This is a genomic window from Streptomyces siamensis (genome assembly GCF_039543605.1).
Taxonomy (GTDB): domain Bacteria; phylum Actinomycetota; class Actinomycetes; order Streptomycetales; family Streptomycetaceae; genus Streptomyces; species Streptomyces siamensis.
In genome coordinates this window covers 621,117-642,406 of sequence record NZ_BAABKB010000016.1, presented here as the reverse complement: position 1 = coordinate 642,406, position 21,290 = coordinate 621,117, and the positions used below count along the sequence as shown (strand labels likewise).

Here is a 21,290-nt window from a genome sequence, read left to right as displayed (position 1 = left end):
GGCCGGCGGGCCGCGCGCCCCGGCCGTACGGAGATCAGGCGAACGCGTTCACCCCGGTCAGCTCCGCCGACAGCTCCCACAGTCGCGCGGCCTGCTCGGGGTCGGTCGCGTGGGCGCACACGCCGACCCGGGTGCCGTCCGCCGGCGCGGGCTCGGCGATGTCGCAGTCCTCGCAGTACACCCCGCCCATGCCGGCCAGCTGCGGCGAGGTCGCGGCCCACACCTGGGTGGCCGCGCCCTGCTCGGGCGTCTTGAAGCCCTCGGGGTTCAGCGGGGTGCCGTTCTCGTCGATCCAGCCGCGCTCGACCATCTCCTCGCGCGGGAGGTGGCGCTGGAGCGGTGTGAGGATGCCGCCGGGGTGCAGGGCGAAGGCCCGCACGCCGGACTCCTGGCCGAGCCGGTCCAGGTGCACCGCGAACAGCACGTTCGCGGTCTTCGCCTGGCCGTAGGCCTCCCACTTGTCGTAGCCGTTCGCCCAGTGCACGTCGTCCCAGCGGATGCCGGAGAAGTGGTGACCCGCGGACGACACCGACACCACACGCGCCCCGCCCGGTGCGATCGCCGGCCAGAGCCGGTTCACCAGTGCGTAGTGCCCGAGGTGATTGGTCGCGAACTGCGCCTCCCAGCCCGGTCCCACTCGCGTCTCGGGGCAGGCCATGATCCCGGCGTTGTTGATCATGAGGTCGACGGTGCGGCCCGAGGCGAGGAACCCCTCGGCGAAGACGCGGACGCTCTCCAGGTCGCCGAGGTCGAGCTCCTCCACCTCGACCGCGTCGACGCCGTCCAGCGCCTCGCGCGCCGTGTCCGGGCGGCGGGCCGGGACGACGACCCGGGCGCCCGCCCTGGTGAGGGCGCGGGTCGTCTCCAGCCCGAGGCCCGAGTAGCCGCCGGTGACGATCGCGAGCTTTCCGGAGAGGTCGATCCCGTTCAGGACGTCGTCGGCGGTGCTCCGGGCACCGAAACCAGAACCGATCTTGTGCTGTGCAGTGCTCATGCTCCGCACGCTACGAATTGAAGTGAACTCGAAGTCAAGCGCGCCCCGCCCGGGCAAGGGAAAGGCCCCGACCGGACGGGGGAATCTCGGTCGGGGCCGTATGTGGGGGCCCGGATGGCGGTCGCCTCTCGGCGAAAGGCTCCACAGGGCTTCAGCCGAACGATCGTCCCTGTGGGCATGTGGTGAGGCCCGGGGACACTGTCCCATCCGCACCCACGAGTCGTTCAACGGGAAACTACCTGCGGGTGTTCCCCGGGGTCGAATCCAGGCGTGGTGATCTACGTCACGGGTACCGTGCCCGGCCTGTCACGGTTTCACCGCGCCCAGCACCTGCGTCGGCGTCTCGCCGACCCGGCCGCTGAGTCCCCGTCTCCGGGACCGTCACGGTTTCACCGCGACCGCGCCGAACTGGGGGACGACCGCTGCGGTGTCCCCGTCGGCGTGCCACCGCGAGCACGAGACGAGACCCGGCTCGACCAGGTCCAGACCGTCGAAGAACGCGGCGATCTCCGCACGGCTGCGCGCGGTGATCGGCGGAGTGGCGTTCTCGTTCCAGAACTTCATCGCCTCGACGTTGCCCTCGCCGCCCAGGTCGGCGTCGGTGGTGGGATGCGTCAGGACCAGGCAACTGCCCGACGGGACGGCGGCCATGACCGTGCGCACGATCTCCCGCGCCTGCTCGGTGTCGAGGACGAAGTTGAGGATGCCGAGCATCATCACGGCGACGGGCCGGGTGAGGTCGAGGGTCGCGGCGGCCCCCTGGACGATGGTGTCCGGGCGGTGCACGTCCGCGTCGATGTAGTCGGTGCTCCCCTCGGGCGTGCTGGTCAGCAGCGAGCGGGCGTGCACCAGCACGATCGGGTCGTTGTCCACGTACACGATCCGCGCCTCCGGCGCGATCCGCTGCGCGATCTCATGGGTGTTGTCCAGCGTGGGCAGCCCGGTGCCGATGTCCAGGAACTGCCGCACCCCGCGCTCCGCCGTCAGGTGACTGACGGCGCGGCCGAGGAAGGCCCGGTCCGCCCGGGCCACGTCACGGATCACCGGGAACATGGACGCGACCTGGTCGCCCACCGCCTGGTCGACCTCGTAGTGGTCCTTGCCGCCGATCCAGTAGTTCCAGACGCGGGCGTTGTGCGCCACGCCGGTGTTCAGTCGCGGGGACCCGCCGGCTGGGCTCTGGCTGTCACTCACGCGTTCTCCTCCCTGCGCGCCCCGGTCCCTCCCGGGCGCGGACGGCTGCCGTGGCCGGCACGGGACCGTCGCCGCCGACCGGCCGCCGCGGGCGGCACCGGACCGTCGCCGCCATTGTGCCGCCCGGTGATCACGACGTCCCGGGAATCCGCGCATGAGGCACGCACTCCCGTTCGGCGGACGGATCGCGAGCGGCCGAGGGGGGATCGCGAGGGGTTCACGGGCCGGTCGCGAGGGGTTCACGGGCCGCTCGCGAGGGGGCGACGGCCGGGGTCCAGGGGACCGCGGGGGAGTACGGCCGCAGTCGGACGCGCGCCCGCGAGCAGGGCCGGCCCGTCCCAGTGCCGCCCTTGGCAGCTGGGCGGGGTTCGTCTCGGTGGTCCGCGTCCGGCTGCTGGGCGGGGTCCGTCCCGGTGGTCCGCGTCCGGCTGCTGGGCGGGGTTCGTCCCGGTGGTCCGCGCCCCGCCGGGCTGCACGCCCGGCGCGGGTGCCGCAGGAGGACACGTCAGACGCGGCTCGCACGCTCCGGTGTCACCCGGTCCCCGGTCCAGGCCAGCAGTTCCTCGACGGTCCAGGTGGTCACCACACGTTCGGCGGGCACCCCGCACTCCTCGGCCCGCGCGCAGCCGTAGGCCTGCCAGTCCAGCTGGCCGGGCGCGTGCGCATCGGTGTCCAGGGAGAACAGCACCCCCGCGTCGACCGCCCGGCGCAGCAGCCGGCGGGGCGGGTCGAGCCGCTCGGGACGGCTGTTGATCTCCACGGCCGTGCCCGACTCGGCGCAGGCCGCGAACACCGCCTCCGCGTCGAACTCCGACTCGGGCCGGCCGCGCCCGCCGACGAGACGGCCCGTGCAGTGCCCGAGCACGTCCGACAGCGGATTGCGCACGGCGGCCACCATCCGCCGGGTCATCGAGCGCGCGTCCATGCGCAGTTTGGAGTGCACCGACACGACCACGACGTCCAGCCGGTCCAGCAACTCCGGCTCCTGGTCGAGCGATCCGTCGTCGAGGATGTCGCACTCGATGCCGGTGAGCAGCCGGAAGGGCGCCCACCGCTCGTTCAGCTCCGCCACCACGTCCAGTTGTTCGCGCAGCCGCTCCGGGGAGAGTCCGCGGGCCACGGTCAGCCGCGGGGAGTGGTCCGTGAGGACCGCCCACTCGTGGCCGAGCCGGGCCGCCGTCCGGCCCATGTCCCGGATCGGACTGCCGCCGTCCGACCAGTCGGAGTGCAGATGACAGTCGCCGCGCAGCAGTGCCCGCAGGGCCTCGCCGCCCCGGACGAGCGGTTCCTCGGTCCCGCCCTCCAGACGTTCCAGGTAGGCGGGCACCTCACCGGCGAGCGCCTCGCGCACGACCTGCGCGGTCTTCGGGCCGATGCCCTTGAGCGACTCCAGCGTCCCGGCCGCCGCCCGCTCCGCCACGCCCCCGGGAGGCAGGCCGGCGAGTACCGCCTCGGCGGTGCGGAAGGCCCGGACACGGTAGGCGGGCGCCTGGGACCGCTCCAGCAGGAACGCGATGCGGTCCAGAGCCTCCAAGGGGTCCATCGGCGCCTCCTCGCCCCTGATCGCACCGGATCGACCCTGATCCGCGTCCCTGTCCTGATCCGCGCTCCGGCCCTGATCCACGATCCGGGGCGGTTCCTCCAGCGTTGCCCAGCCGTCGTGGCACCGCACGGCGGGGCGTGCGGCCGACCGTGGTGTCCGTACGCCGTGGGCGCCCCGGCTGCTCACCGGCTGATCGCCCGGCCGCTCACCCGGCCGGGCGAAACGCGCGGAGCCGCACCGTGCCGCCGTGGGAGAGCGGTCCGCCCGCGGATGCCCGCGGCGCTCGGCCGCTGATCCGCCGGAACCGCTCTACGCTCTATTCATGACCGAAATCGCGAGCCCCTACATTTCCCACCCGCGGATCATGGTGCTCGGAGTCCAGCCCGGAACGCCGCCGTTCCGGATCATGGAGATCGACGGTGAGGTCGTCGGCTCGGCGAAGGCGATCACCGACGTCCTGGAGACCGCAGCGGCCTACGGCATCACCGTCCATGATCTCGACGACCCCGAGGTGGTCCGCTGGGTGGGTGGAGACAAGCTCACCTGGACGCCGCGCACCTAGGCCGCCCGCGCTCGGACCCCGGCACCCCGCTTCGCGCATCGGGAACCGGGAAGCGGCAAGCGGGCAGGGACCCCCGGCCGTGGGACGAGAGTGCCGCCCGGCCGCGAGACGGCACGCCCCGGCTGTGAGACGGCACGCCCCGGCCGTGGGCGGCACGCGCCTCCGGGGAGGCTCCCCAGGTCGAGAGTCGGCGGGCCCCGACCGTGCGGTGGCACGAGCCCGTGGGGCCGACGCTCCAGGTCGAGGAGGACCACGCGCCGGCCATGACGCGCGAGAAGGCCGTCCCTGGCCGTGAGCCGTTGACGTGCCCCCGGTCCTGAGCCGCTGACGTGCCCCCGCCGGTCCTGAGCCGCGCGGGTACGGCCGGACGGAGAGCCCCGGTCAGGAGCCGTCCTGGCCCGCCCGGCCCGTGGCAGGGGTGTCGGCCGGAAGCACCGCACGGCGGCGGTGGCGTCCTGGCGCGGCGTGGCGGGCCGGCGGGTGGCGGGGAGCGCGCGGACCTGCGGGTTTCGCGCCGTTGCGAGCCGGGGAGAGCGCGAATGCCCCCACACCTCGCCAAAGATCATTGTTCGGTGGGAACCGCGCATGGGCCCGATCCCGCGAGGGCACGTTGACCTCGCCGGGTGATCACGACGACCCCGGCGCCCCCCACATCCCACCGGGAGTCGTCATGTTCCGTGGTTTCGCCGTGCCCGCAGCCGCCCTCGCCGGCACCGCCCTGGCGGCCTCGGCGCTCCTCGCGGCCCCGTCCGCGACCGCCTCCGAGGCCCGGCGCGCCGGCGACGTGTGCTTCTGGACGGCGGCCGGACAGCACGGCAGTTCCTGGTGCTACACACCACCGGGCTATACGGATGTGCCCGAGTTCCTGCACGACAAGACCGCGTCCTTCCGCTCCACCGCGGACACCGCCGTGTACGCCATCGACTGGGGCCGCGGCACCTGTCACTACCGGCTGATCCGTGCCCGTGACCTGGCCGACAACTGGCCCTGGGGAGCCCGGCTCGACGGCGTGGCCGACACGACGATGGGCTGCGAGGTCGGCTGACGCGTGAGCCGGCCCAGCCCACAACAGGCCATGAAACCGACGACGCCGGTGCTCCTCGCGTTGCTGGGGGCGCTGACGCTGACGGGATGCGCCACGGACGCGACGACCGCACCCGGAGAGGACCCGCGCGGGGCGCTGTCGCTGCCGGCCACCGAACGCGGCAAGGACGACCTCATCGACACCGCCCAGCAGGTGCTCGTCGAACGCTGCCTGGCCGGACGGGGCCTGACGCTGCGTCACGCCCCGTCCGGCCGCCGCGACGGCTCGTCCGAGCGGGACCGCCGGCTCCAGGCGGCCCTGTTCGGTGCCGGCCGGTCCGAGCTGTCCGTCACCCTCGCCACCGGATACACCGTCACCGGTCACACCGACGGATGCCTGGCCGCCGCGCAGCGCGAGCTGTACGGCGACCAGCCGCTCTGGTTCCGCAGCCGCGTCGTCGTCAACAACCTCCGTGCCGAGGCCCAGCAGCGCATGGACCGCGACCCCGGCTACCACGCGGCGCGGGCCCGTTGGACCCGCTGCGTCACCCCGTCCGACGGGCCCCGGCCCGAGCGGCCCGACCCTGCCGTCTCCGCGCGCTGTGCCCGGGCGAGCGGCCTCGCCCGGCTCAGGGCCCGCCTGGAGCCGGCCCTGCTGAACCGGGTCCGCGCCGACCGGCGCGACCAGCTGACCACCTACCAGCGGCTGCGCACCCGCGCACTGCAGCGCGCGGCGGCCCTGTACGCCGCGCGGACCGTCCCGGTGAACCGAAAGAAAGGCAGTACCACCTCGTGATCATGAAGCGCCTCGCCACCTCCGCCGCCGCAGTCGTCCTCGCCCTCGGAAGCGGACTGGCCCTCGCCGCACCCTCCGGCGCGGCGGACTGCCCGAGCGGCGAGTTCTGCGTCTGGGAGAACGCCAATTTCGCCGGCCAGCGTGCCAACTGGTCGGGGGACGACGGCTGGTGGGAGAGCTGGATCGCCGACACCGACTCCTCCTGGGCCAATCACGGCATCTCGGCTCCGGGGGTCAAGGACCACGTCAAGGTCTACGAGGACGCCTATCAGGGCGGAGACATGACGGTCTGCCTCACCCCGGGCGAGGAGGTCGGCTACAACGGCGTCGCCAACGACCGCGGCGACTCCCACACCTGGGCCATGAGCTGCTGACCGGCTGACCGGCTGACCCGGGCCACCCGGCTCCGTCCGCCCGCGGTGGGGGCCGCGGGCGGACGGTCGAGCAGGGAGACACGGATCCGGCACGGAGAGATCCGGGTCCGGGCGGTCCGACCGCCCGGACCCGGAACTCGTCGTCGGGCCCGCACGAGCCGGGCGACGGTCCGCGGTGCCTCGGTGACTTCCGCCCGGGCCCGTTCGCCACTGCTCGTCCCGGCTGTCTCAGCGGTCGGCGGGCCGGAAGCCGCGCAGTCGCAGGCTGTTGCCAACCACGAAGACCGAGGAGAACGCCATGGACGCTCCCGCGATCATCGGGTTGAGCAGGCCGGCTGCCGCCAGCGGCAGGGCGGCGACGTTGTAGGCGAAGGCCCAGAAGAGGTTGGACCTGATGGTCCCCAGCGTCTTGCGGGACAGGCGAATGGCGTCCGCCGCGACCCGCAGGTCGCCCCGCACGAGTGTCAGGTCCCCGGCCTCGATCGCGGCGTCCGTGCCGGTGCCCATCGCCAGACCCAGGTCGGCCTGTGCCAGAGCGGCGGCGTCGTTGACGCCGTCGCCGACCATGGCGACCGAACGGCCCTCGCTCTGCAGGCGCTTGACCACATCGACCTTGTCCTGCGGCATGACCTCGGCGATCACGTGCTCGGGCGCGATGCCCACCTCGCCCGCGACCGCCTCGGCGACCGCCTCGTTGTCGCCGGTCAGCAGCATCGGTGTCAGGCCGAGGGCGCGCAGGCGCTCGACGGCCTCCGGGCTCGTCGCCTTGACGGCGTCGGCGACCTCGAGGACCGCGCGGGCCTCGCCGTCCCAGGCGACCGCGATGGCGGTACGTCCGGCTTCCTCGGCTTCGGCCTTGGCGCGCCGCAGCTCCTCGGGCAGGGAGATGACCCACTCGTCCAGCAGCTTCTCCCGGCCGACGAGGACGGCGTGGCCCGCGACGACTCCCTGGACGCCCAGCCCGGCGACATTCGCGAAGTCCTCGGGAGCGGGGAGCGAGCCCACCCGGGCGGCGGCGCCGGAGGCGACGGCCTGGGCGACGGGGTGTTCCGAGGAATGCTCCAGGGCACCCGCCAGACGCAGGACCTCCGTCTCGTCCGTGCCGTCAGCGGCGTGCACGGCGAGAAGCGTCATCCTGCCGGTGGTCACGGTGCCGGTCTTGTCCAGGACGATGGTGTCGACCGTGCGCGTGGTCTCCAGGACCTCGGGACCCTTGATGAGGATGCCGAGCTGCGCGCCGCGTCCGGTGCCGACCATGAGGGCGGTCGGCGTGGCGAGCCCCAGGGCGCACGGGCAGGCGATGATCAGGACCGCGACCGCGGCGGTGAAGGCGGCGGTCAGGCCCGCGCCGTTGCCGAGCCAGAAACCCAGGGTGCCGAGCGCCAGGGCGATCACGACAGGGACGAACACCGCGGAGATCCTGTCGGCGAGCCGCTGGGCCGCGGCCTTGCCGTTCTGCGCGTCCTCGACCAGCTTCGCCATCCGGGCGAGCTGAGTGTCGGCGCCGATCCGGGTGGCCTCCACGACCAGGCGCCCCCCGGCGTTCAGTGTGGCGCCGGTGACGGTGTCCCCCGTGCCGACCTCGACCGGGACCGACTCGCCCGTCAGCATGGAGGCGTCGACGGCGGACGCTCCCTCGACCACCACACCGTCCGTGGCGATCTTCTCGCCGGGCCGGACGAGGAACCGGTCACCGGCCTTCAGATCGCCGACAGGGACGATCTCCTCCCCGCCGTGACGCAGCACCGTGACCTCCTTGGCGCCCAGCTCCAGCAGCGCCTTCAGCGCCGCGCCGGCCTTGCGCTTGGAGCGCGCCTCGAAATACCGGCCGGCCAGGATGAAGGCCGTGACACCCGCCGCGGCCTCCAGGTAGATGTTCCCGGCACCGTCGGTGCGGGCGACGGTGAGCTCGAAGGGGTGCGTCATGCCGGGCGTGCCGGCCGTGCCGAAGAACAGCGCCCACACCGACCACAGGAAGGCCGCTGACGTACCGACCGATATCAGCGTGTCCATGGTGGCGGCGCCGTGCCTGGCGTTGGTCCAGGCCGCCTTGTGGAAGGGCCAGGCGGCATACGTCACGACGGGCGCCGCCAGCGTCAGCGAGAGCCACTGCCAGTACTCGAACTGCAGCGCCGGGACCATGGCCGTCGCGATCACCGGTACGGCCAGGACCACGGCGGCCGTCAGCCGCCGGCGCAGCGGAAGCAACGCGTCGCTCTCCTCCTGCGCGGGGCCACCGTCCGCCTCCGGAGCGGTGCGTACGGGCTCGGGCTCGCGCGCGGTGTAGCCGGTGGCCTCCACCGTCGCGATCAGGTCGCCGACGGTGACGTCCTCGCGGTAGGTCACCTTCGCCTTCTCGGTGGCGTAGTTGACGGTGGCCTCGACCCCGTCCATGCGATTGAGCTTCTTCTCGATGCGGGCGGCGCACGAGGCGCAGGTCATGCCGCCGATGGCCAATTCGACCGCGGCGGCACCGGGCGTGATGGTGGTCATGTCTGCTCCTCGGAACGTACGGACGCTCGACAGTGCGAGGGAGTGGGACGGGGAGGGGACCACGAAGTCGCGAACCCCCTCCCGGCTCGTGGTCAGGCGGTCACGCGCCGGAGACAGATACCCCGTGGGGGTATCCGGCAACGGCTCCATGTATACCCCCCACCCGTATTCGCGGCAAGCGGTCATCACGCTTGACTTCATACCCCCTGGGGGTATGTTGAAGTTGGGTTGGTCGCTCGTCATGAGCGGCCCGAGGATGAGGAGTGAGCCATGAACACCGGACTGCGGATCGCCGTCTTCGCCGCCGCTCTCGCCGCGACGTTCGGCACCGCCTACGGCGTGGGCGGTGCGGTCGACGCGGTCTCGCCCGAGCCGAAGGGCAGCGCACACGACGGTCATGAGGGTGCCGCGGGAACCGGTCGCGAGGAGCACGGTGGCGGCCCCGCGGCGACGGGCCCGGGGGGCCTGGAGGTCTCGAGGAACGGCTACACGCTCGACCTGAGGACCCCGCGTGTCGAAGCCGGCGAGAAGGCGGCTCTGCGCTTCGCCGTCGTGCAGGACGGAACGGGCCGAAACGTCACCGCGTACCAGCGTGAACACGGCAAGGAGCTCCACCTGATCCTTGCCTCACGCGACCTCACCGTCTACCGCCACCTGCATCCCACCCGGGCCGCCGACGGCACCTGGTCCACCCCCGTGGAACTGCCCGAAGCCGGCGACTACCGCGTCTTCGCCGACTTCAGGCCCGAAGGCGGCGAGGCGCTCACGCTCGGCGCGGATCTCGCGGCATCCGGCACGTACGAGCCCGCCGAACTGCCGCACCGCGGCGCCACCGCCGAGGTCGACGGTTACGAGGTGACGCTCGGCGGAACCCTGGAGCCCGGCCGGGCCGGGGAACTGACGCTGACGGTGGCGAAGGACGGTGCGCCGGTCCGGGACCTCCAGCCGTACCTGGGCTCCTACGGCCACCTGGTCGCCCTGCGCTCCGGTGACCTCGCCTACCTGCACGTCCACCCCAACGGCGAGCCCGGCGACGGCAGGACCCGGCCCGGTCCGGAGGTCTCCTTCACCGCCACGGCGCCCAGCGCCGGCGCGTACCGCCTGTTCCTGGACTTCCGGCACGACGGCAAGGTGCGCACGGCCGCCTTCACCGTGCACGTGGGGGGCGCGGCGGACGAGTCCGGGACATCGCACGGCGAGCCCGCCGAGCGGGAGGCCGGGCATGCGCACTGAGGCGCGGCCCTGTCCGGACCGCCGTGCGGCCGACCGGAGGGCCTCCGGTGTGCGAGCCGCTCCTCGCGGGCGGCCGATGTGTCAGCTGTGAGACCGAGGGTGGGGCACCGGGAGTGTCCCACCTCTGCTGTGCCCGCTGTCAGGTGCCTGGTGGGCTGTAGTGCTCCAGGAACATGGAGACCCCGTCGCTGATGAGACGGTCCGTCAGGTCCTCGTCGATGTGCGTGCCATAGGTGCTGAAGACCATGTGGGGGAAGACCAGCAGGCCGTAGAACTGGATGATCGCCACCTGGAGGTCGGAGATCTCCAGCCGGCCCTGCTCGGCCAGGCCCTGAAGTGCACCCGCGACAGCGGGGTGGTGGCTCTCCGCGCCGCGATGCCGCCAGGCCTCGCCGAGTTCGGGGAAGCGGTGGACCTCCGCGGCGACGAGGTTGCGCAAGGCGGCGACCTCGTCGTTCGTGCGCACGGCACGGACCCAGGTCCGGGCCGCGTCGACGAGGGCGCTCCTCAGGTCCTCGGCCTTCGTCAGGCCTTCCAGCGCGGCCGCCGACTCCCCGGCCAGCGGCTCGTCGAGCGCGTCCGTGATGACCTCTGTGAACAAGGCTTCCTTGCTGCCGAAGTGGTTGTAGACGGTCACTTTCGACACGCCCGCCTCGGCGGCGATGGTGTCCATCCCCACGCCGAATCCGTCCCGCAGGAACAACGAACGAGCGGCTCGGACGATGGCCCGCCGCTTCATCTCCGCGCGACGGCCGCTGGGGGGCTGTTTGACGCTGTCCTCGCTCATGCGGCGACCCTAGCAGCCAACTGAACTGTACTGTTGAGTTCATATAAACTGAACGGTACAGTTCAGTTGAGCTCCATGACCGGCGCGCTGACGCCTCCTTCTCCCGCCGGCCGCGGTGCCGGATCCGAACTCCGACTCCCTCCCGAAGGACCCCTCATGGCCCATTCCGCAGCCGGTACGCCACAGACGGACCGACATGACCGCCCCCTGCCCGCCGACCCTCGCCGCTGGGCAGCCCTCGCACTCATCTGTCTCGCGCAGTTCATGCTGGTCCTCGACGTCACCGTCGTGAACGTCGCCCTGCCCGACATGGCTGCCGACCTCGATCTCGGCCGCTCGACGATGACCTGGGTGGTGACCGCCTACACCCTCTGCTTCGGCGGGTTGATGCTGCTCGGCGGTCGGCTCGCCGACGCCCTCGGTGCCCGCCGCACCCTGCTCGCCGGACTCGTCCTGTTCACCGCGGCCTCACTGCTCACCGGTCTGGCCCAGAACGCCACGACGCTGCTCGGCGGCCGGATCGGCCAGGGCGTCGGGGCGGCCCTGCTGTCCCCGGCGGCGCTCTCCCTCGTCGCCACCACCTTCCACGGCACCGAACGCAACAAGGCCCTCGGCGTCTGGGCGGCCATCGGCGGCATCGGCTCCGCGGCCGGCGTGCTTCTCGGCGGAGCCCTCACCGACGGGCCCGGCTGGCAATGGGTGTTCTTCATCAATGTGCCGGTCGGGCTGCTCCTGCTGGTCGCACTCCCCGCCCTCGTCCCGGCCCGCACCCCGCAGCCCGCACGGCTCGACGTACCCGGCGCACTGCTCGTCACCGCGGGCACCGCCGCACTGATCTACGGCCTTGTCGAAGCGGGGGACGACGGCTGGGCGGACACCTCCACCGTGCTGCCGCTGGCCGGTGCGCTGGTCGCGTACACGGCCTTCGTGGCGGTCGAACGGGCCGGCCGGGCACCGCTGATGGACCTGAGGATGTTCACCCGGCGGCCGGTGCTCGCGGGCGCGTTCCTGATGCTCGTCGCCACCGCACTGCTGATCGCGTACTTCTTTCTCGGGTCCGTCTATCTCCAGCACATCCGCGGCTTCAGCCCGTTGGAGACCGGCCTGGTGTTCCTGCCGGTCGCCGTGGCCACGGGCATCGGCGCGCACCTCGGGTCCCGGCTCGTCGGCCGGATCGGCAGCCGCCCGACGGCCGCTGCCGGCATGGCCGTCGCAGCCGCCGGAACCATCCCGCTGACTCGACTGTCGGAGACCGGCAACGTCTACGCCGGGCTGCTGCCGGGCTTCGTCGTCGCCGCTCTCGGCCTCGGTGCGGTCTTCGTCACCGCCACGACGACCGCTCTGGCCATGGTCGAGCACGAGGAGGCGGGGCTTGCCTCCGGTGTCGTCAACACCTTTCACGAGGTGGGCGGTTCGATCGGCGTCGCCGTCGTCTCCACCGTCGCCGCCTCCGGCTTCGAGCGTGGCTCGGTGGGCGGTTTCGGCGACGCGTTCACGGTGTGCGCCGTGGCGGCCGGTGCCGGCGCCGTCGTGGCCCTGGGTCTTGTACCGCGCGGCAGGCCTCGGATGACCGGCCCGCACGCGCACTGATCAGGGACGGCCACCGACCGGCGGCAAGCAGTCGAGAAGGGTCCGCCGTGAGCCGGGCGGCTTCCGGTGCCGTGGTCGGCACCGGAAGCCGCAGCCTGCACGGGCGACGAGACGCGGGCGGGCCGTCAGCCCACCGTCCACTTCTGGTTGGCTGTGCCGGAACACGTCCAGATCTGCAGCCGGGTCCCGTTGGCGGAGTTGTTGTCCTTGACGTCCAGGCACTTGTCGGCCTGCGGGTTCACGATGTCGTGAGCCCCGGTGACGGTCCACTTCTGGTTGGGGCCGCCGGTGCAGTCCCACAGCTGGACGGTCGTCCCGTCCGCGGTGCCGTTTCCGGTGACGTCCAGGCACTTGCCCAGTGCGCGGAGGGTGCCGTCCGAGGAGACTGTCCACTTCTGGGCGGCGGTGCCGTTGCAGTCGTAGAGCTGGACGGCTGTGCCGTTGGCGGGGTTCGCCCCGGCGACGTCCACGCACTTGCCCGCGAGTCCCCTGATCGGAGCGCCGGTGCCGCCGCCCGAACTGTCGCCGGTGGTCACCTTCACCTCGTCCACGACGAGTTGCTGCGGGAAGGCGGTGGAGCCGTCCGGATCGCCGGGCCAGTAGCCGCCGACGGCCAGATTGAGGATCAGGAAGAACGGCTTGTCGAACACCCAGGTCCGGCCGCCCAGGTCGGCGGGGGTCCGGCGCTGGTAGACCGTGCCGTCGACCGACCAGGTGATCGAGTCGGGCGCCCAGTCGACGGCGAACGTGTGGAAGGCGTCCGCGAAGGCCTGGCCGTTCGGCAGGGAGTAGCCCGCGCCGATGCCGCCGGAGCCGGAGTAGCCGGGGCCGTGGATGGTGCCGTGCACGGTCGACGGTTCGAAGCCGACGTTCTCCATGACGTCGATCTCGCCGGAGGCGGGCCAGCCCACCTGTCCGATGTCGTTGCCGAGCATCCAGAACGCGGGCCACATGCCCTGCCCGCGCGGGATCTTCATCCGGGCCTCGACGTGGCCGTACGTCGTGGTGAACTTCCCGGAGGTGTTGAGGCGTGCCGAGGTGTACTGACAAGTGCCGTACCAGCACTGGTAGTTGCTGGGGTTCTCCTTGCGGGCGGTGATCACCAGATGACCCTGGCCGTCCAGTGCCGCGTTCTTGTTCCCGGACGTGTAGTACTGCCGCTCGTGGTTGTTGACGTTGTCGCCGGTCTCGATCTGCCACTTGGACGAGTCGACGGCCGAACCGGCGGGGCCGTCGAAGGTGTCCTGGAACGTCACCGCCGCGGCGGCCGCCGCCGGGGCGGCGGTGGGGTCCGCCGCCGCGGAGGTGCCGACGGCGGCGGACGCGACGAGCACGCCCGACAGGGCGGCGAGGAGACATCTGCGGAGCAGGCGCGGGGAGTCCATGACTCTCCCTTCCGTACGGCGACCCGCGTGACGGGTGGGCCGACTGGGGTGGGGGGTGCATGCTTCGCCTCTTGATTTAAGAAGTGAGGTAAGGACGTGTCAAGACTCTGGTCCGGACCAATAGTCGGGCGTTGGTTTCTCAGGCGCGACGGCGCTTGGGGTGCACCGCCCGTCCGAGCCGGCGTCCGAGCAGCAGGTAACCCACCAGCGCGCCCGAGGTGTTGAGGATGACGTCGTCGATGTCGAAGGCGCGTCCCGTGACGAACGCTCCCTGGGCCAGTTCGACCAGGAGCATGACGAGCGCGGTGAGCACCAGTACGCGCAGGAATCCCCGCGTCTTCGGCGCCAGCGTCGGCATCAGGATGCCGAACGGCACTCCGAGCAGCAGGTTTCCGCCGACCTGCTTCACGGCGTCGCGGAACTCCGGCTGGGACAGGTAGGCGTGCAGGGAGCGGCCCGGGTGGAGATTGCTGTGGACCAGCGCCTCCGAGGCAGGGGAGGGCTCCAGGGTCAGCCGGGCGAGCACGGCGGCGAAGGCCACCATGGCCGCGAACGCCAGCAGCATGGTCAGCAGGCGCACGGGCAGCGGCAGTACCTTCGTGTCCCGCGCCGCCGGTGACCGGCCGCCCGAGGACGAACTCGGTTTCTTGGGCGCGGACTTGCGCCCCCATATCCAGGAGTTGACCTTCTCTCCGGACCGGGCGGACCTCGATGACCGGCCGGACTTGGCGTCGTCGGTCCTGGCCGCCTTCCCACGCCCGGTACCGGACGCCGCCTTGCCCCCCTTTCCTCCGCCGGACTTCGCCGACGTCTTCCCGTCCGATTTCGCCGTCTTCCCGCGCGCGGAGCCGGACGCCGACCCCGCCGCTCGCCTGCCGGACCTGACGGCACCGGTCAGAAATGCCGCACGGACCATGCGATCCTCCCGTTTTCGACTGCCCTCTGGGTAATCGCGGATACCCGCGATCCCGGTAACGATGCGGGGCCGCGAGAGGGTGTCGAGCGGCCGGCCGGGCCGAGCGGGCGCGTCGGTGCGCCGTGCTGCGGGTCGCCGCGCGCGTGTTCCTCGGAGCCGGCCCCGAACCGCGCGACGTGTCCGCGTACGAGACCACCGGCATCCGTGAGGAGCCGGGGACCCGGCACCGGCTGAGCCGGGTACCGGACACGACGACCGTGGTTCCCGCTCTGCTGCCGGCCGGGTCCCTCGCCGTCGGCGGGGTGCCGGGCGTCGCGCGCCTGGTGGGGCACGCCGTGAGCGAGGCGGGGTCCGGCGGGGCGGCCACCTCGCCCCACTGGACACCCGCCGGTGTGCTCCTCGGACTGCTCTCGACGGTGCCGGCGCTGGGCCCGGCCGCGCTCGCCGTGTCCCGTCCGGAGCCGTTCGGCGAGCAGCCGTGGACCGAACCGCTGCGGCGCCTCCAGTCGGGCCACATCGGTGACTACGTGGCCTGGACGCCGGCGGGCGCGACGCTGCTCGGCGCGCTGGCGCTGCCGGGCATTCTGTCCTAGGGGGTGTCGTCCGGACCAGGTCGGATCCGGGCCACGGTGTCGCCCGCCGTCGGGAGGACCGGTTCACGCGCCGTAGGTGACCGTCACCTCCTCGAAGCCCAGGGAACGCAGCAGGCCCTGGAGCATGCCGGTGGTGTTCTCCTCGGCGCGCGCGGTGAGGCGGGAGTCCTTCGCGGCCTCGCCGATGTGCTTGGCGGCGAGCCGCTGGACCGCCCGTTCGTCGTTCGGGTTGTCCGAGAAGACGTCGCCGAGCCGGTCGAGGAGGCCACGCTGCTTGGATACGGCGTACGAGTGGTCGGGGTCGAGCGCGGGCTTGCCCAGCGCCGCGTGCGGAAGCCGCAGCGTGGCCGACGTGCGGTCCTTGTCGACCGTCACGTCCTTCTCGCCGAGCTTGCCGAGGTCGACGTACGCGTCGACCGTGCCGGCGCCCACGTACAGCGTGCGGGTGCCGCGGATCGCGTCGGGCAGGTACTTGGCGTCCTTCTCCAGGTCCACGACCACCTGGAAGTTGCCCGACGCGGCGTCGTAACGGCTGATGTCCTGGATGGACTTGAGCAGCGCGGGACCCGACCGGTCGTGGGTCTCGGTGCCGAACACGTCGTGCAGCCCCGGCAGAAGGGCCAGCCGCACCCCGGCGAACAGCACCACGAGCACCAGCACGAAGGCGCTGACCACCTTCGCCCAACCGGGCATGCGTTTGATGGACGTCGTCATGTCGACGGTCCTCCTTTCAACGACCCGGATACCCCCCAACTGCTGGGACAGGCCCACGTGTCGGGCCGGTCACCGTCGCCGCCGTGGTTCGCCGTACGCCACGGGCGCACGGCGTCCGCCCGTCCTACGGCACCGGCCGGAGCCGCCGCTCCGCACGACGCATCGGTCAGCGCGCGACGCGGACGGGACGGTCGCCGGACACACGCGACCACCAGACCCCTTCGCCGTGCGTCAGTCCCGGGAGCCGCAACTCGACGTCCCGCACCTTGCCGGCGGGCAGCTCACCCGTGACCAGCCACGAGGTGCGGCCGCCGGTCGTGGCCCCGAACTCCGCGCCGCACGCGGCCAGATGGGCCGTCACCGCGGCCAGTGCGTCGAGCGGGATCTCCACCTCGAAGGCGTGGTACGGCTCGTACACGCGGGTACCCGCCCGTTCCAGGGCCCGGTGCAGCACGACAGGGGTCAGCCCGCGGAAGTCGGCCGCCGTGCTGATCGGCGCCGCGAACCCGGAGCGGACGAGCGTGACCCGGTAGTCCGTCACCGGGCGGCCGCGCGGACCGCCCAGCAGCGTGGCGTGCACCGTGTCCTCGATCGCCTGGTGGAACGCCCGGGGCAGCGCGCCGAGTTCGGTCTCGTACGCGAAGACTCCGCCGGAGCCGCGCGGTCCCGGTTCGACCCGCAGCCCGATCGTCGCCCAGAACCCGACGTGCCCGTGCCGCTGGATCTCCTCGCACGCCTCACCGGTGCCCACCGGGCGCTCCAGCAGCCGCACCCGGCTCGGCTCGAAGTCGGCCTCGATGCCGAAGTCCTGGGCGAGCGTGGCCGCGAGGACCTCCTTCTGGACCTCCCCGTACAGCAGCAGCGCGGTGGCGCCGGACGCGGCGGGCCTGGCGTGCAGCAGCGGGTCCTGGTCGGCGAGGGCCAGCAGCGCGGCGCGCAGTGCGGCGGCCTGCTCGGTACGCCTGGCCCGGACCAGCGTCTCCAGGGTCGGGGCGGCGAACTGTTGCGCCCGGTCACCGGACGGGCCGAGCCGGTCGCCGACGCGGAGCGCGCCCGCACCACGGAGCACCGCGATGTTCCCCGGGGTGAGCCGGTCGGCTTCAGGGCGTCCGACCACCTGCATGCCCAGGGCCCGCCCGGGCACCTGCGCGGTCCGGCCGTCCGGCTCCCTTCGCCGGAACACGAGCCGCTGACGCTGCCTCACCTCTCCCTCGTACAGGCGCAGCCAGGCCGTGCGGTCGCCTCCGGGCCCCGGCCGTACGGCGAACACCGTGCCGCGCGGCTCACCGGAGGAGGACGGCGCCGCGGTCGGGCCGGGGACCAGCCGGATCAGCTGCGCGACCAGGTCCGCGACGCCCTGCCCGCCGATCGCCGATCCGAAGAGGACCGGATGGACCGAGCCGTCGGCCGTCCGCGCGGCGAGCGCGGCCTCCAACTCGTCCGGGGTCGGCGCCGGACCGTCGACCAGCGCCGCCAGCACACCGGGATCCACTTCCGCGAGCGTGCCGGCCGCGGCGTCGTCGAGCGGCCGGGGCAGGACCCGGGCGTCCGGTGTGCCGAGGGCTTCGACGCGGCTGAGCGGGACCACGTACGGCGTGAGAAGCCGCCGTACGTCGTCGAGGAGCGTGCCTTCGCGCGCCCCCGCCCGGTCGATCTTGTTGACGAAGACCAGGGTGGGCAGACCGAGCCGCCGCAGCGTCCTCATCAGGACGCGCGTCTGCGCCTGCACGCCCTCGACGGCGGAGAGCAGCAGCACCGCCCCGTCCAGGACCTCCAGGGCGCGCTCGACCTCGGCGATGAAGTCGGAGTGTCCGGGGGTGTCGATCAGGTTGATCTGGACGTCTCCGGCGCGGAAGGCGGCGACGGCCGAGCGGATCGTGATGCCGCGCTGCCGCTCGATCGCCCCGTCGTCCGTACGGGTGTCACCGGCGTCGACGCTGCCGAGCCGGTCGATGGAGCCGCCGTCGAACAGCAGCCGCTCCGTGAGGCTGGTCTTACCCGCGTCGACGTGGGCCAGAATTCCGATGTTCAGGGTGTGCATGCGTGGTCGAGTCCTCGGGAACAGTCGTCCGGTGGGGGCGCTGAGGTGTTCCGAGGAATCGGCGCATGTCGTTCTCCTGGGGCGAGTGGCTCTGACGCCGTCATCATGGCGTGGTCCGGGCGGTATGGGGCGAGTGGCTCTGACGCCGTCATCATGGCGTGGTCCGGGCGGTCGTCCGCAACCGAATTTGGCCCCGGTCGAGTGACCGGGAGGTCCCCAGTAGCATGAAACACGCACCCCGGGCCGATCTTGCCGCACGGCGCCACGGCCCGGTTCGATCATGCGAGGAGCGGTCGTGCGTGACATCGCCGTGTTCAGCGGTAGTGCCCATCCCGAGCTGGCCGCGGAGGTCTGCGCCCATCTCGGTGTCCCCCTCAGCCCGACCCGCGTCAGCCGGTTCGCCAACGACTGCCTGGAGGTCCAGCTCCAGGCGAACTGTCGTGAGCGTGACGTCTTCCTCGTGCAGCCACTTGTCTCACCGGTGCAGGAGCACCTCGTCGAGCTGCTGATGATGTGCGACGCGGCGCGGGGCGCGTCGGCGGGCCGGATCACCGTGGTCATGCCGCACTACTCGTACGCCCGCTCGGACAAGAAGGACATGCCCCGGATCTCCATGGGCGGCCGGCTCGTGGCGGACCTGCTGGTGGCGGCCGGGGCGAGCCGGGTCCTCGCGATGACGCTGCACTCCCCGCAGGTGCACGGCTTCTTCTCGGTTCCGGTGGACCATCTGCACGCCCTGCGCGAGCTGGCGGCGCACTTCCGCGGCCACGACCTGTCGCGTACGACCGTGGTGTCGCCGGACCTGGGCAACGCCAAGGAGGCCGCGGCGTTCGCGCGGCTGCTCGGGGCGCAGGTGGCCGCCGGTGCCAAGCAGCGGTTCGCCGACGACCGCGTGCGCATCAGTTCCGTCATCGGAGAGATCGCCGGACGCGATGTGATCGTGCTGGACGACGAGATCGCCAAGGGCAGCACCGTCCTCGAACTCCTGGACAGGCTGCGGGAACTGGGCCCCCGGTCGATCCGCGTCGCCTGCACCCACGGGCTGTTCGCGGCCGGCGCGCTCAAGCGGCTCAGCGAGCAGAGCGACGTCCTGGAGATCGTGTGCACGAACACCGTTCCGGTCCCGGCCGAGGAGCACACCGAGAAGCTCCGCGTCCTGTCGATCGCGCCGGCGCTCGCCGAGGCGGTGCGGCGCATTCACAACGGTGAGTCCGTCAGCGCCCTGTTCGACGCGCCCCAGAGCGAATAGACAGGAAGGAGCGGAACTTCCCGCCCGTCCGCAGGGCCGGGGAAGCGGCCTGGTGCGCGCCGGGAAGCCGCGAGCAACGCTCGGCGTCACCCAGGTGATCAGGAGGGCTCGCAGTGGCGAAGGCGAAATTCGAGCGGACCAAGCCGCACGTCAACATCGGCACCATCGGTCACATCGACCACGGCAAGACGACGCTCACCGCGGCCATGACCAAGGTGCTGCACGACCGGTTCCCCGGCCTGAATCCGTTCACGCCGTTCGACCAGATCGACAAGGCCCCCGAGGAACGCCAGCGCGGCATCACGATCTCCATCGCCCATGTCGAGTACCAGACGGAACACCGGCACTACGCGCACGTCGACTGTCCGGGCCACGCGGACTACATCAAGAACATGATCACGGGCGCCGCGCAGATGGACGGCGCGGTCCTGGTCGTCGCGGCGACCGACGGGCCGATGCCGCAGACCAAGGAGCACGTGCTGCTGGCCCGGCAGGTCGGCGTCCCGTACATCGTCGTCGCGCTCAACAAGACGGACATGGTGGACGACGAGGAGATCCTGGAACTCGTGGAGCTGGAGGTGCGCGAGCTCCTCACCGAGTACGAATTCCCGGGCGACGACGTGCCCGTGGTCCAGGTCTCCGCGCTCAAGGCCCTCGAGGGCGACCCGAAGTGGAGCGCTTCAATCCTCGAACTCCTCGCCGCCATAGATGAGTTCGTGCCCGAGCCGGTGCGCGATGTGGACCGGCCGTTCCTGATGCCGATCGAGGACGTCTTCACCATCACGGGCCGAGGCACGGTCGTCACCGGCCGCATCGAGCGCGGCGTGCTGAAGGTGCACAGCGAGGTCGAGATCATCGGCATCCACGAGCAGAAGACGAAGACCACGGTGACCGGCGTCGAGATGTTCCGCAAGCTCCTCGACGAGGGGCGTGCGGGGGAGAACGTGGGACTGCTGCTGCGCGGTGTGAAGCGGGAGGACGTGGAGCGCGGGCAGGTCGTCATCAAGCCCGGATCGGTCACGCCGCACACGGAGTTCGAGGCGCGGGCCTACATCCTGTCGAAGGACGAGGGAGGCCGGCACACGCCCTTCTTCGACAACTACCGCCCGCAGTTCTACTTCCGCACCACGGACGTCACCGGGGTGGTGACGCTGCCCAGGGGCACCGAGATGGTCATGCCCGGCGACAACACGACCATGCAGGTGCAGTTGATCCAGCCGATCGCCATGGAGGAGGGGCTGAAGTTCGCCATCCGTGAGGGCGGCCGTACGGTCGGCGCAGGGCAGGTCACAAGGATCCGGAAGTAGCCTCCGGGCGGCTGAACGCCTCGTCGAGGGTCGCGGAGGGCGGCAGCAGGCGTGCCAGACCGGTCGCCCGCAGGACGCGCAGTGTCAGCGGCTGGGTGCAGACGAGGTGCAGTCGCCCGTCGCGGGCGAGCACGCGCCGCCTGGCGCGGTACAGCAGGCGCAGGCCCGAGCAGTCGAAGAAGTCGGCGGGCCGCAGGTCGATGACGACCTGCGGTGCCGGGCCGTCGGTGACGGCGTCCAGGGCCGGGGTGATCTCCAACGCCGCGAGGATGTCGATCTCCCCGTGGAACTCCAGGACGACATGCCCGCGGTCCTGGTGGATACGCAGATGCCGGGTCGGGGGTGCGGGGTCGTGCGGCACGAAGACATCACCTCCAACCGGCAGCCGGCCCGCTGCCGACGGCAGGGGCCCGCGAGACCGGGAGCCGGACGACGACGTCCGGCGCGTGAGGACACGCTGCCGGGCCGCCGGTGGTTGCAGAGCTCTTCCTTGCTC

The 21,290-nt window shown here is 72.1% G+C and carries 18 protein-coding genes and 1 pseudogene; 9 read left to right on the top strand and 10 right to left on the bottom strand.

Going from position 1 to position 21,290, the window contains the following annotated elements; genetic code table 11:
* Positions 1-34: 34 nt before the first annotated feature.
* From ABEB03_RS23420 to ABEB03_RS23410, 3 genes are all read right to left on the bottom strand, one after another.
* Positions 35-994: an SDR family NAD(P)-dependent oxidoreductase gene (locus ABEB03_RS23420; protein WP_345652644.1), complete on the bottom strand. Its 960-nt coding sequence runs from the start codon at positions 992-994 to the stop codon at positions 35-37.
* 381 nt (positions 995-1,375) lie between these two features.
* The gene (locus tag ABEB03_RS23415; RefSeq protein ID WP_345652639.1) at positions 1,376-2,188 is read right to left on the bottom strand and encodes an SAM-dependent methyltransferase; all 813 of its coding nucleotides are present in this window, start codon (positions 2,186-2,188) and stop codon (positions 1,376-1,378) included.
* Positions 2,189-2,693: 505 nt separating this feature from the next.
* Positions 2,694-3,731, bottom strand: coding sequence for a PHP domain-containing protein (locus ABEB03_RS23410; protein WP_345652637.1), 1,038 nt, complete (start codon positions 3,729-3,731; stop codon positions 2,694-2,696).
* A 322-nt stretch (positions 3,732-4,053) separates the two neighbouring features.
* Between ABEB03_RS23410 and ABEB03_RS23405 the strand changes: the two genes are divergently transcribed.
* The 4 genes from ABEB03_RS23405 (at position 4,054) to ABEB03_RS23390 (ending at position 6,486) form a co-directional block, all read left to right on the top strand.
* A complete protein-coding gene (locus tag ABEB03_RS23405) occupies positions 4,054-4,293 on the top strand; it encodes a hypothetical protein (protein WP_095938115.1) in 240 nt (79 codons plus the stop codon).
* Positions 4,294-4,963: 670 nt separating this feature from the next.
* Positions 4,964-5,338 carry a hypothetical protein gene (locus ABEB03_RS23400; RefSeq protein WP_345652632.1) on the top strand — a complete coding sequence of 125 codons (375 nt, stop codon included), beginning with the start codon at positions 4,964-4,966 and terminating at the stop codon, positions 5,336-5,338.
* A 30-nt stretch (positions 5,339-5,368) separates the two neighbouring features.
* Positions 5,369-6,112 carry a hypothetical protein gene (locus ABEB03_RS23395; RefSeq protein ID WP_345652629.1) on the top strand — a complete coding sequence of 248 codons (744 nt, stop codon included), beginning with the start codon at positions 5,369-5,371 and terminating at the stop codon, positions 6,110-6,112.
* A 2-nt stretch (positions 6,113-6,114) separates the two neighbouring features.
* A complete protein-coding gene (locus tag ABEB03_RS23390; protein ID WP_345652740.1) occupies positions 6,115-6,486 on the top strand; it encodes a peptidase inhibitor family I36 protein in 372 nt (123 codons plus the stop codon).
* Between the two features lie 228 nt (positions 6,487-6,714).
* Here the strand turns inward: ABEB03_RS23390 and ABEB03_RS23385 are convergent, their stop codons facing one another.
* Complete coding sequence (locus ABEB03_RS23385) at positions 6,715-8,979, bottom strand: heavy metal translocating P-type ATPase (protein ID WP_345652626.1); 2,265 nt, start codon at positions 8,977-8,979, stop codon at positions 6,715-6,717.
* Positions 8,980-9,249: 270 nt separating this feature from the next.
* Between ABEB03_RS23385 and ABEB03_RS23380 the strand changes: the two genes are divergently transcribed.
* Positions 9,250-10,212, top strand: coding sequence for a hypothetical protein (locus tag ABEB03_RS23380; RefSeq protein WP_345652624.1), 963 nt, complete (start codon positions 9,250-9,252; stop codon positions 10,210-10,212).
* A 139-nt stretch (positions 10,213-10,351) separates the two neighbouring features.
* On the opposite strand, the gene ABEB03_RS23375 is transcribed toward ABEB03_RS23380, so the two are convergent.
* Positions 10,352-10,999, bottom strand: a complete 648-nt coding sequence (locus tag ABEB03_RS23375; RefSeq protein ID WP_345652622.1) for a TetR/AcrR family transcriptional regulator — start codon at positions 10,997-10,999, stop codon at positions 10,352-10,354.
* Between the two features lie 156 nt (positions 11,000-11,155).
* Between ABEB03_RS23375 and ABEB03_RS23370 the strand changes: the two genes are divergently transcribed.
* Positions 11,156-12,589 carry an MFS transporter gene (locus ABEB03_RS23370; protein ID WP_345652620.1) on the top strand — a complete coding sequence of 478 codons (1,434 nt, stop codon included), beginning with the start codon at positions 11,156-11,158 and terminating at the stop codon, positions 12,587-12,589.
* 125 nt (positions 12,590-12,714) lie between these two features.
* Here ABEB03_RS23370 and ABEB03_RS23365 read toward each other — a convergent pair whose 3' ends face one another.
* Positions 12,715-13,974 (bottom strand): lectin, encoded by a 1,260-nt coding sequence (locus ABEB03_RS23365; protein WP_345652618.1) that lies wholly within the window; start codon positions 13,972-13,974, stop codon positions 12,715-12,717.
* 139 nt (positions 13,975-14,113) lie between these two features.
* Entirely contained in the window at positions 14,114-14,566 is a 453-nt protein-coding gene (locus ABEB03_RS23360) for a VanZ family protein (RefSeq protein ID WP_345652737.1), read from the bottom strand.
* Positions 14,567-15,009: 443 nt separating this feature from the next.
* On the opposite strand from ABEB03_RS23360, the pseudogene ABEB03_RS23355 reads away from it, so the two are divergent.
* A pseudogene (locus ABEB03_RS23355) lies at positions 15,010-15,483 on the top strand (complex I subunit 5 family protein); the annotation flags it as partial.
* Positions 15,484-15,546: 63 nt separating this feature from the next.
* Here ABEB03_RS23355 and ABEB03_RS23350 read toward each other — a convergent pair.
* Entirely contained in the window at positions 15,547-16,197 is a 651-nt protein-coding gene (locus tag ABEB03_RS23350) for a DUF4230 domain-containing protein (protein WP_345652615.1), read from the bottom strand.
* Positions 16,198-16,363: 166 nt separating this feature from the next.
* Positions 16,364-18,238: a tetracycline resistance ribosomal protection protein Otr(A) gene (gene otr(A), locus ABEB03_RS23345; protein ID WP_345652613.1), complete on the bottom strand. Its 1,875-nt coding sequence runs from the start codon at positions 18,236-18,238 to the stop codon at positions 16,364-16,366.
* Between the two features lie 295 nt (positions 18,239-18,533).
* Between otr(A) and ABEB03_RS23340 the strand changes: the two genes are divergently transcribed.
* Both ABEB03_RS23340 and tuf read left to right on the top strand, forming a co-directional pair.
* Positions 18,534-19,487: a ribose-phosphate diphosphokinase gene (locus tag ABEB03_RS23340; protein WP_345652609.1), complete on the top strand. Its 954-nt coding sequence runs from the start codon at positions 18,534-18,536 to the stop codon at positions 19,485-19,487.
* 113 nt (positions 19,488-19,600) lie between these two features.
* Positions 19,601-20,794, top strand: coding sequence for an elongation factor Tu (gene tuf / locus ABEB03_RS23335; RefSeq protein WP_345652606.1), 1,194 nt, complete (start codon positions 19,601-19,603; stop codon positions 20,792-20,794).
* On the opposite strand, the gene ABEB03_RS23330 is transcribed toward tuf, so the two are convergent.
* Positions 20,775-21,155, bottom strand: coding sequence for an anti-sigma factor antagonist (locus ABEB03_RS23330; protein ID WP_345652604.1), 381 nt, complete (start codon positions 21,153-21,155; stop codon positions 20,775-20,777). The two genes, tuf and ABEB03_RS23330, sit on opposite strands and share 20 nt — an antisense overlap.
* Positions 21,156-21,290 lie beyond the last annotated feature (135 nt).

Excerpts from the sequence above, each read along its gene's own strand:
- ABEB03_RS23380 (WP_345652624.1), top strand. The coding sequence starts at position 9,250 with ATGAACACCGGACTGCGGATCGCCGTCTTCGCCGCCGCTCTCGCCGCG.
- ABEB03_RS23385 (WP_345652626.1), bottom strand. The coding sequence starts at position 8,979 with ATGACCACCATCACGCCCGGTGCCGCCGCGGTCGAATTGGCCATCGGC.
- ABEB03_RS23420 (WP_345652644.1), bottom strand. The coding sequence starts at position 994 with ATGAGCACTGCACAGCACAAGATCGGTTCTGGTTTCGGTGCCCGGAGC.
- ABEB03_RS23400 (WP_345652632.1), top strand. The coding sequence starts at position 4,964 with ATGTTCCGTGGTTTCGCCGTGCCCGCAGCCGCCCTCGCCGGCACCGCC.
- ABEB03_RS23395 (WP_345652629.1), top strand. The coding sequence starts at position 5,369 with ATGAAACCGACGACGCCGGTGCTCCTCGCGTTGCTGGGGGCGCTGACG.
- ABEB03_RS23405 (WP_095938115.1), top strand. The coding sequence starts at position 4,054 with ATGACCGAAATCGCGAGCCCCTACATTTCCCACCCGCGGATCATGGTG.
- ABEB03_RS23375 (WP_345652622.1), bottom strand. The coding sequence starts at position 10,999 with ATGAGCGAGGACAGCGTCAAACAGCCCCCCAGCGGCCGTCGCGCGGAG.
- ABEB03_RS23390 (WP_345652740.1), top strand. The coding sequence starts at position 6,115 with ATGAAGCGCCTCGCCACCTCCGCCGCCGCAGTCGTCCTCGCCCTCGGA.
- ABEB03_RS23370 (WP_345652620.1), top strand. The coding sequence starts at position 11,156 with ATGGCCCATTCCGCAGCCGGTACGCCACAGACGGACCGACATGACCGC.
- ABEB03_RS23365 (WP_345652618.1), bottom strand. The coding sequence starts at position 13,974 with ATGGACTCCCCGCGCCTGCTCCGCAGATGTCTCCTCGCCGCCCTGTCG.
- ABEB03_RS23410 (WP_345652637.1), bottom strand. The coding sequence starts at position 3,731 with ATGGACCCCTTGGAGGCTCTGGACCGCATCGCGTTCCTGCTGGAGCGG.
- ABEB03_RS23350 (WP_345652615.1), bottom strand. The coding sequence starts at position 16,197 with ATGACGACGTCCATCAAACGCATGCCCGGTTGGGCGAAGGTGGTCAGC.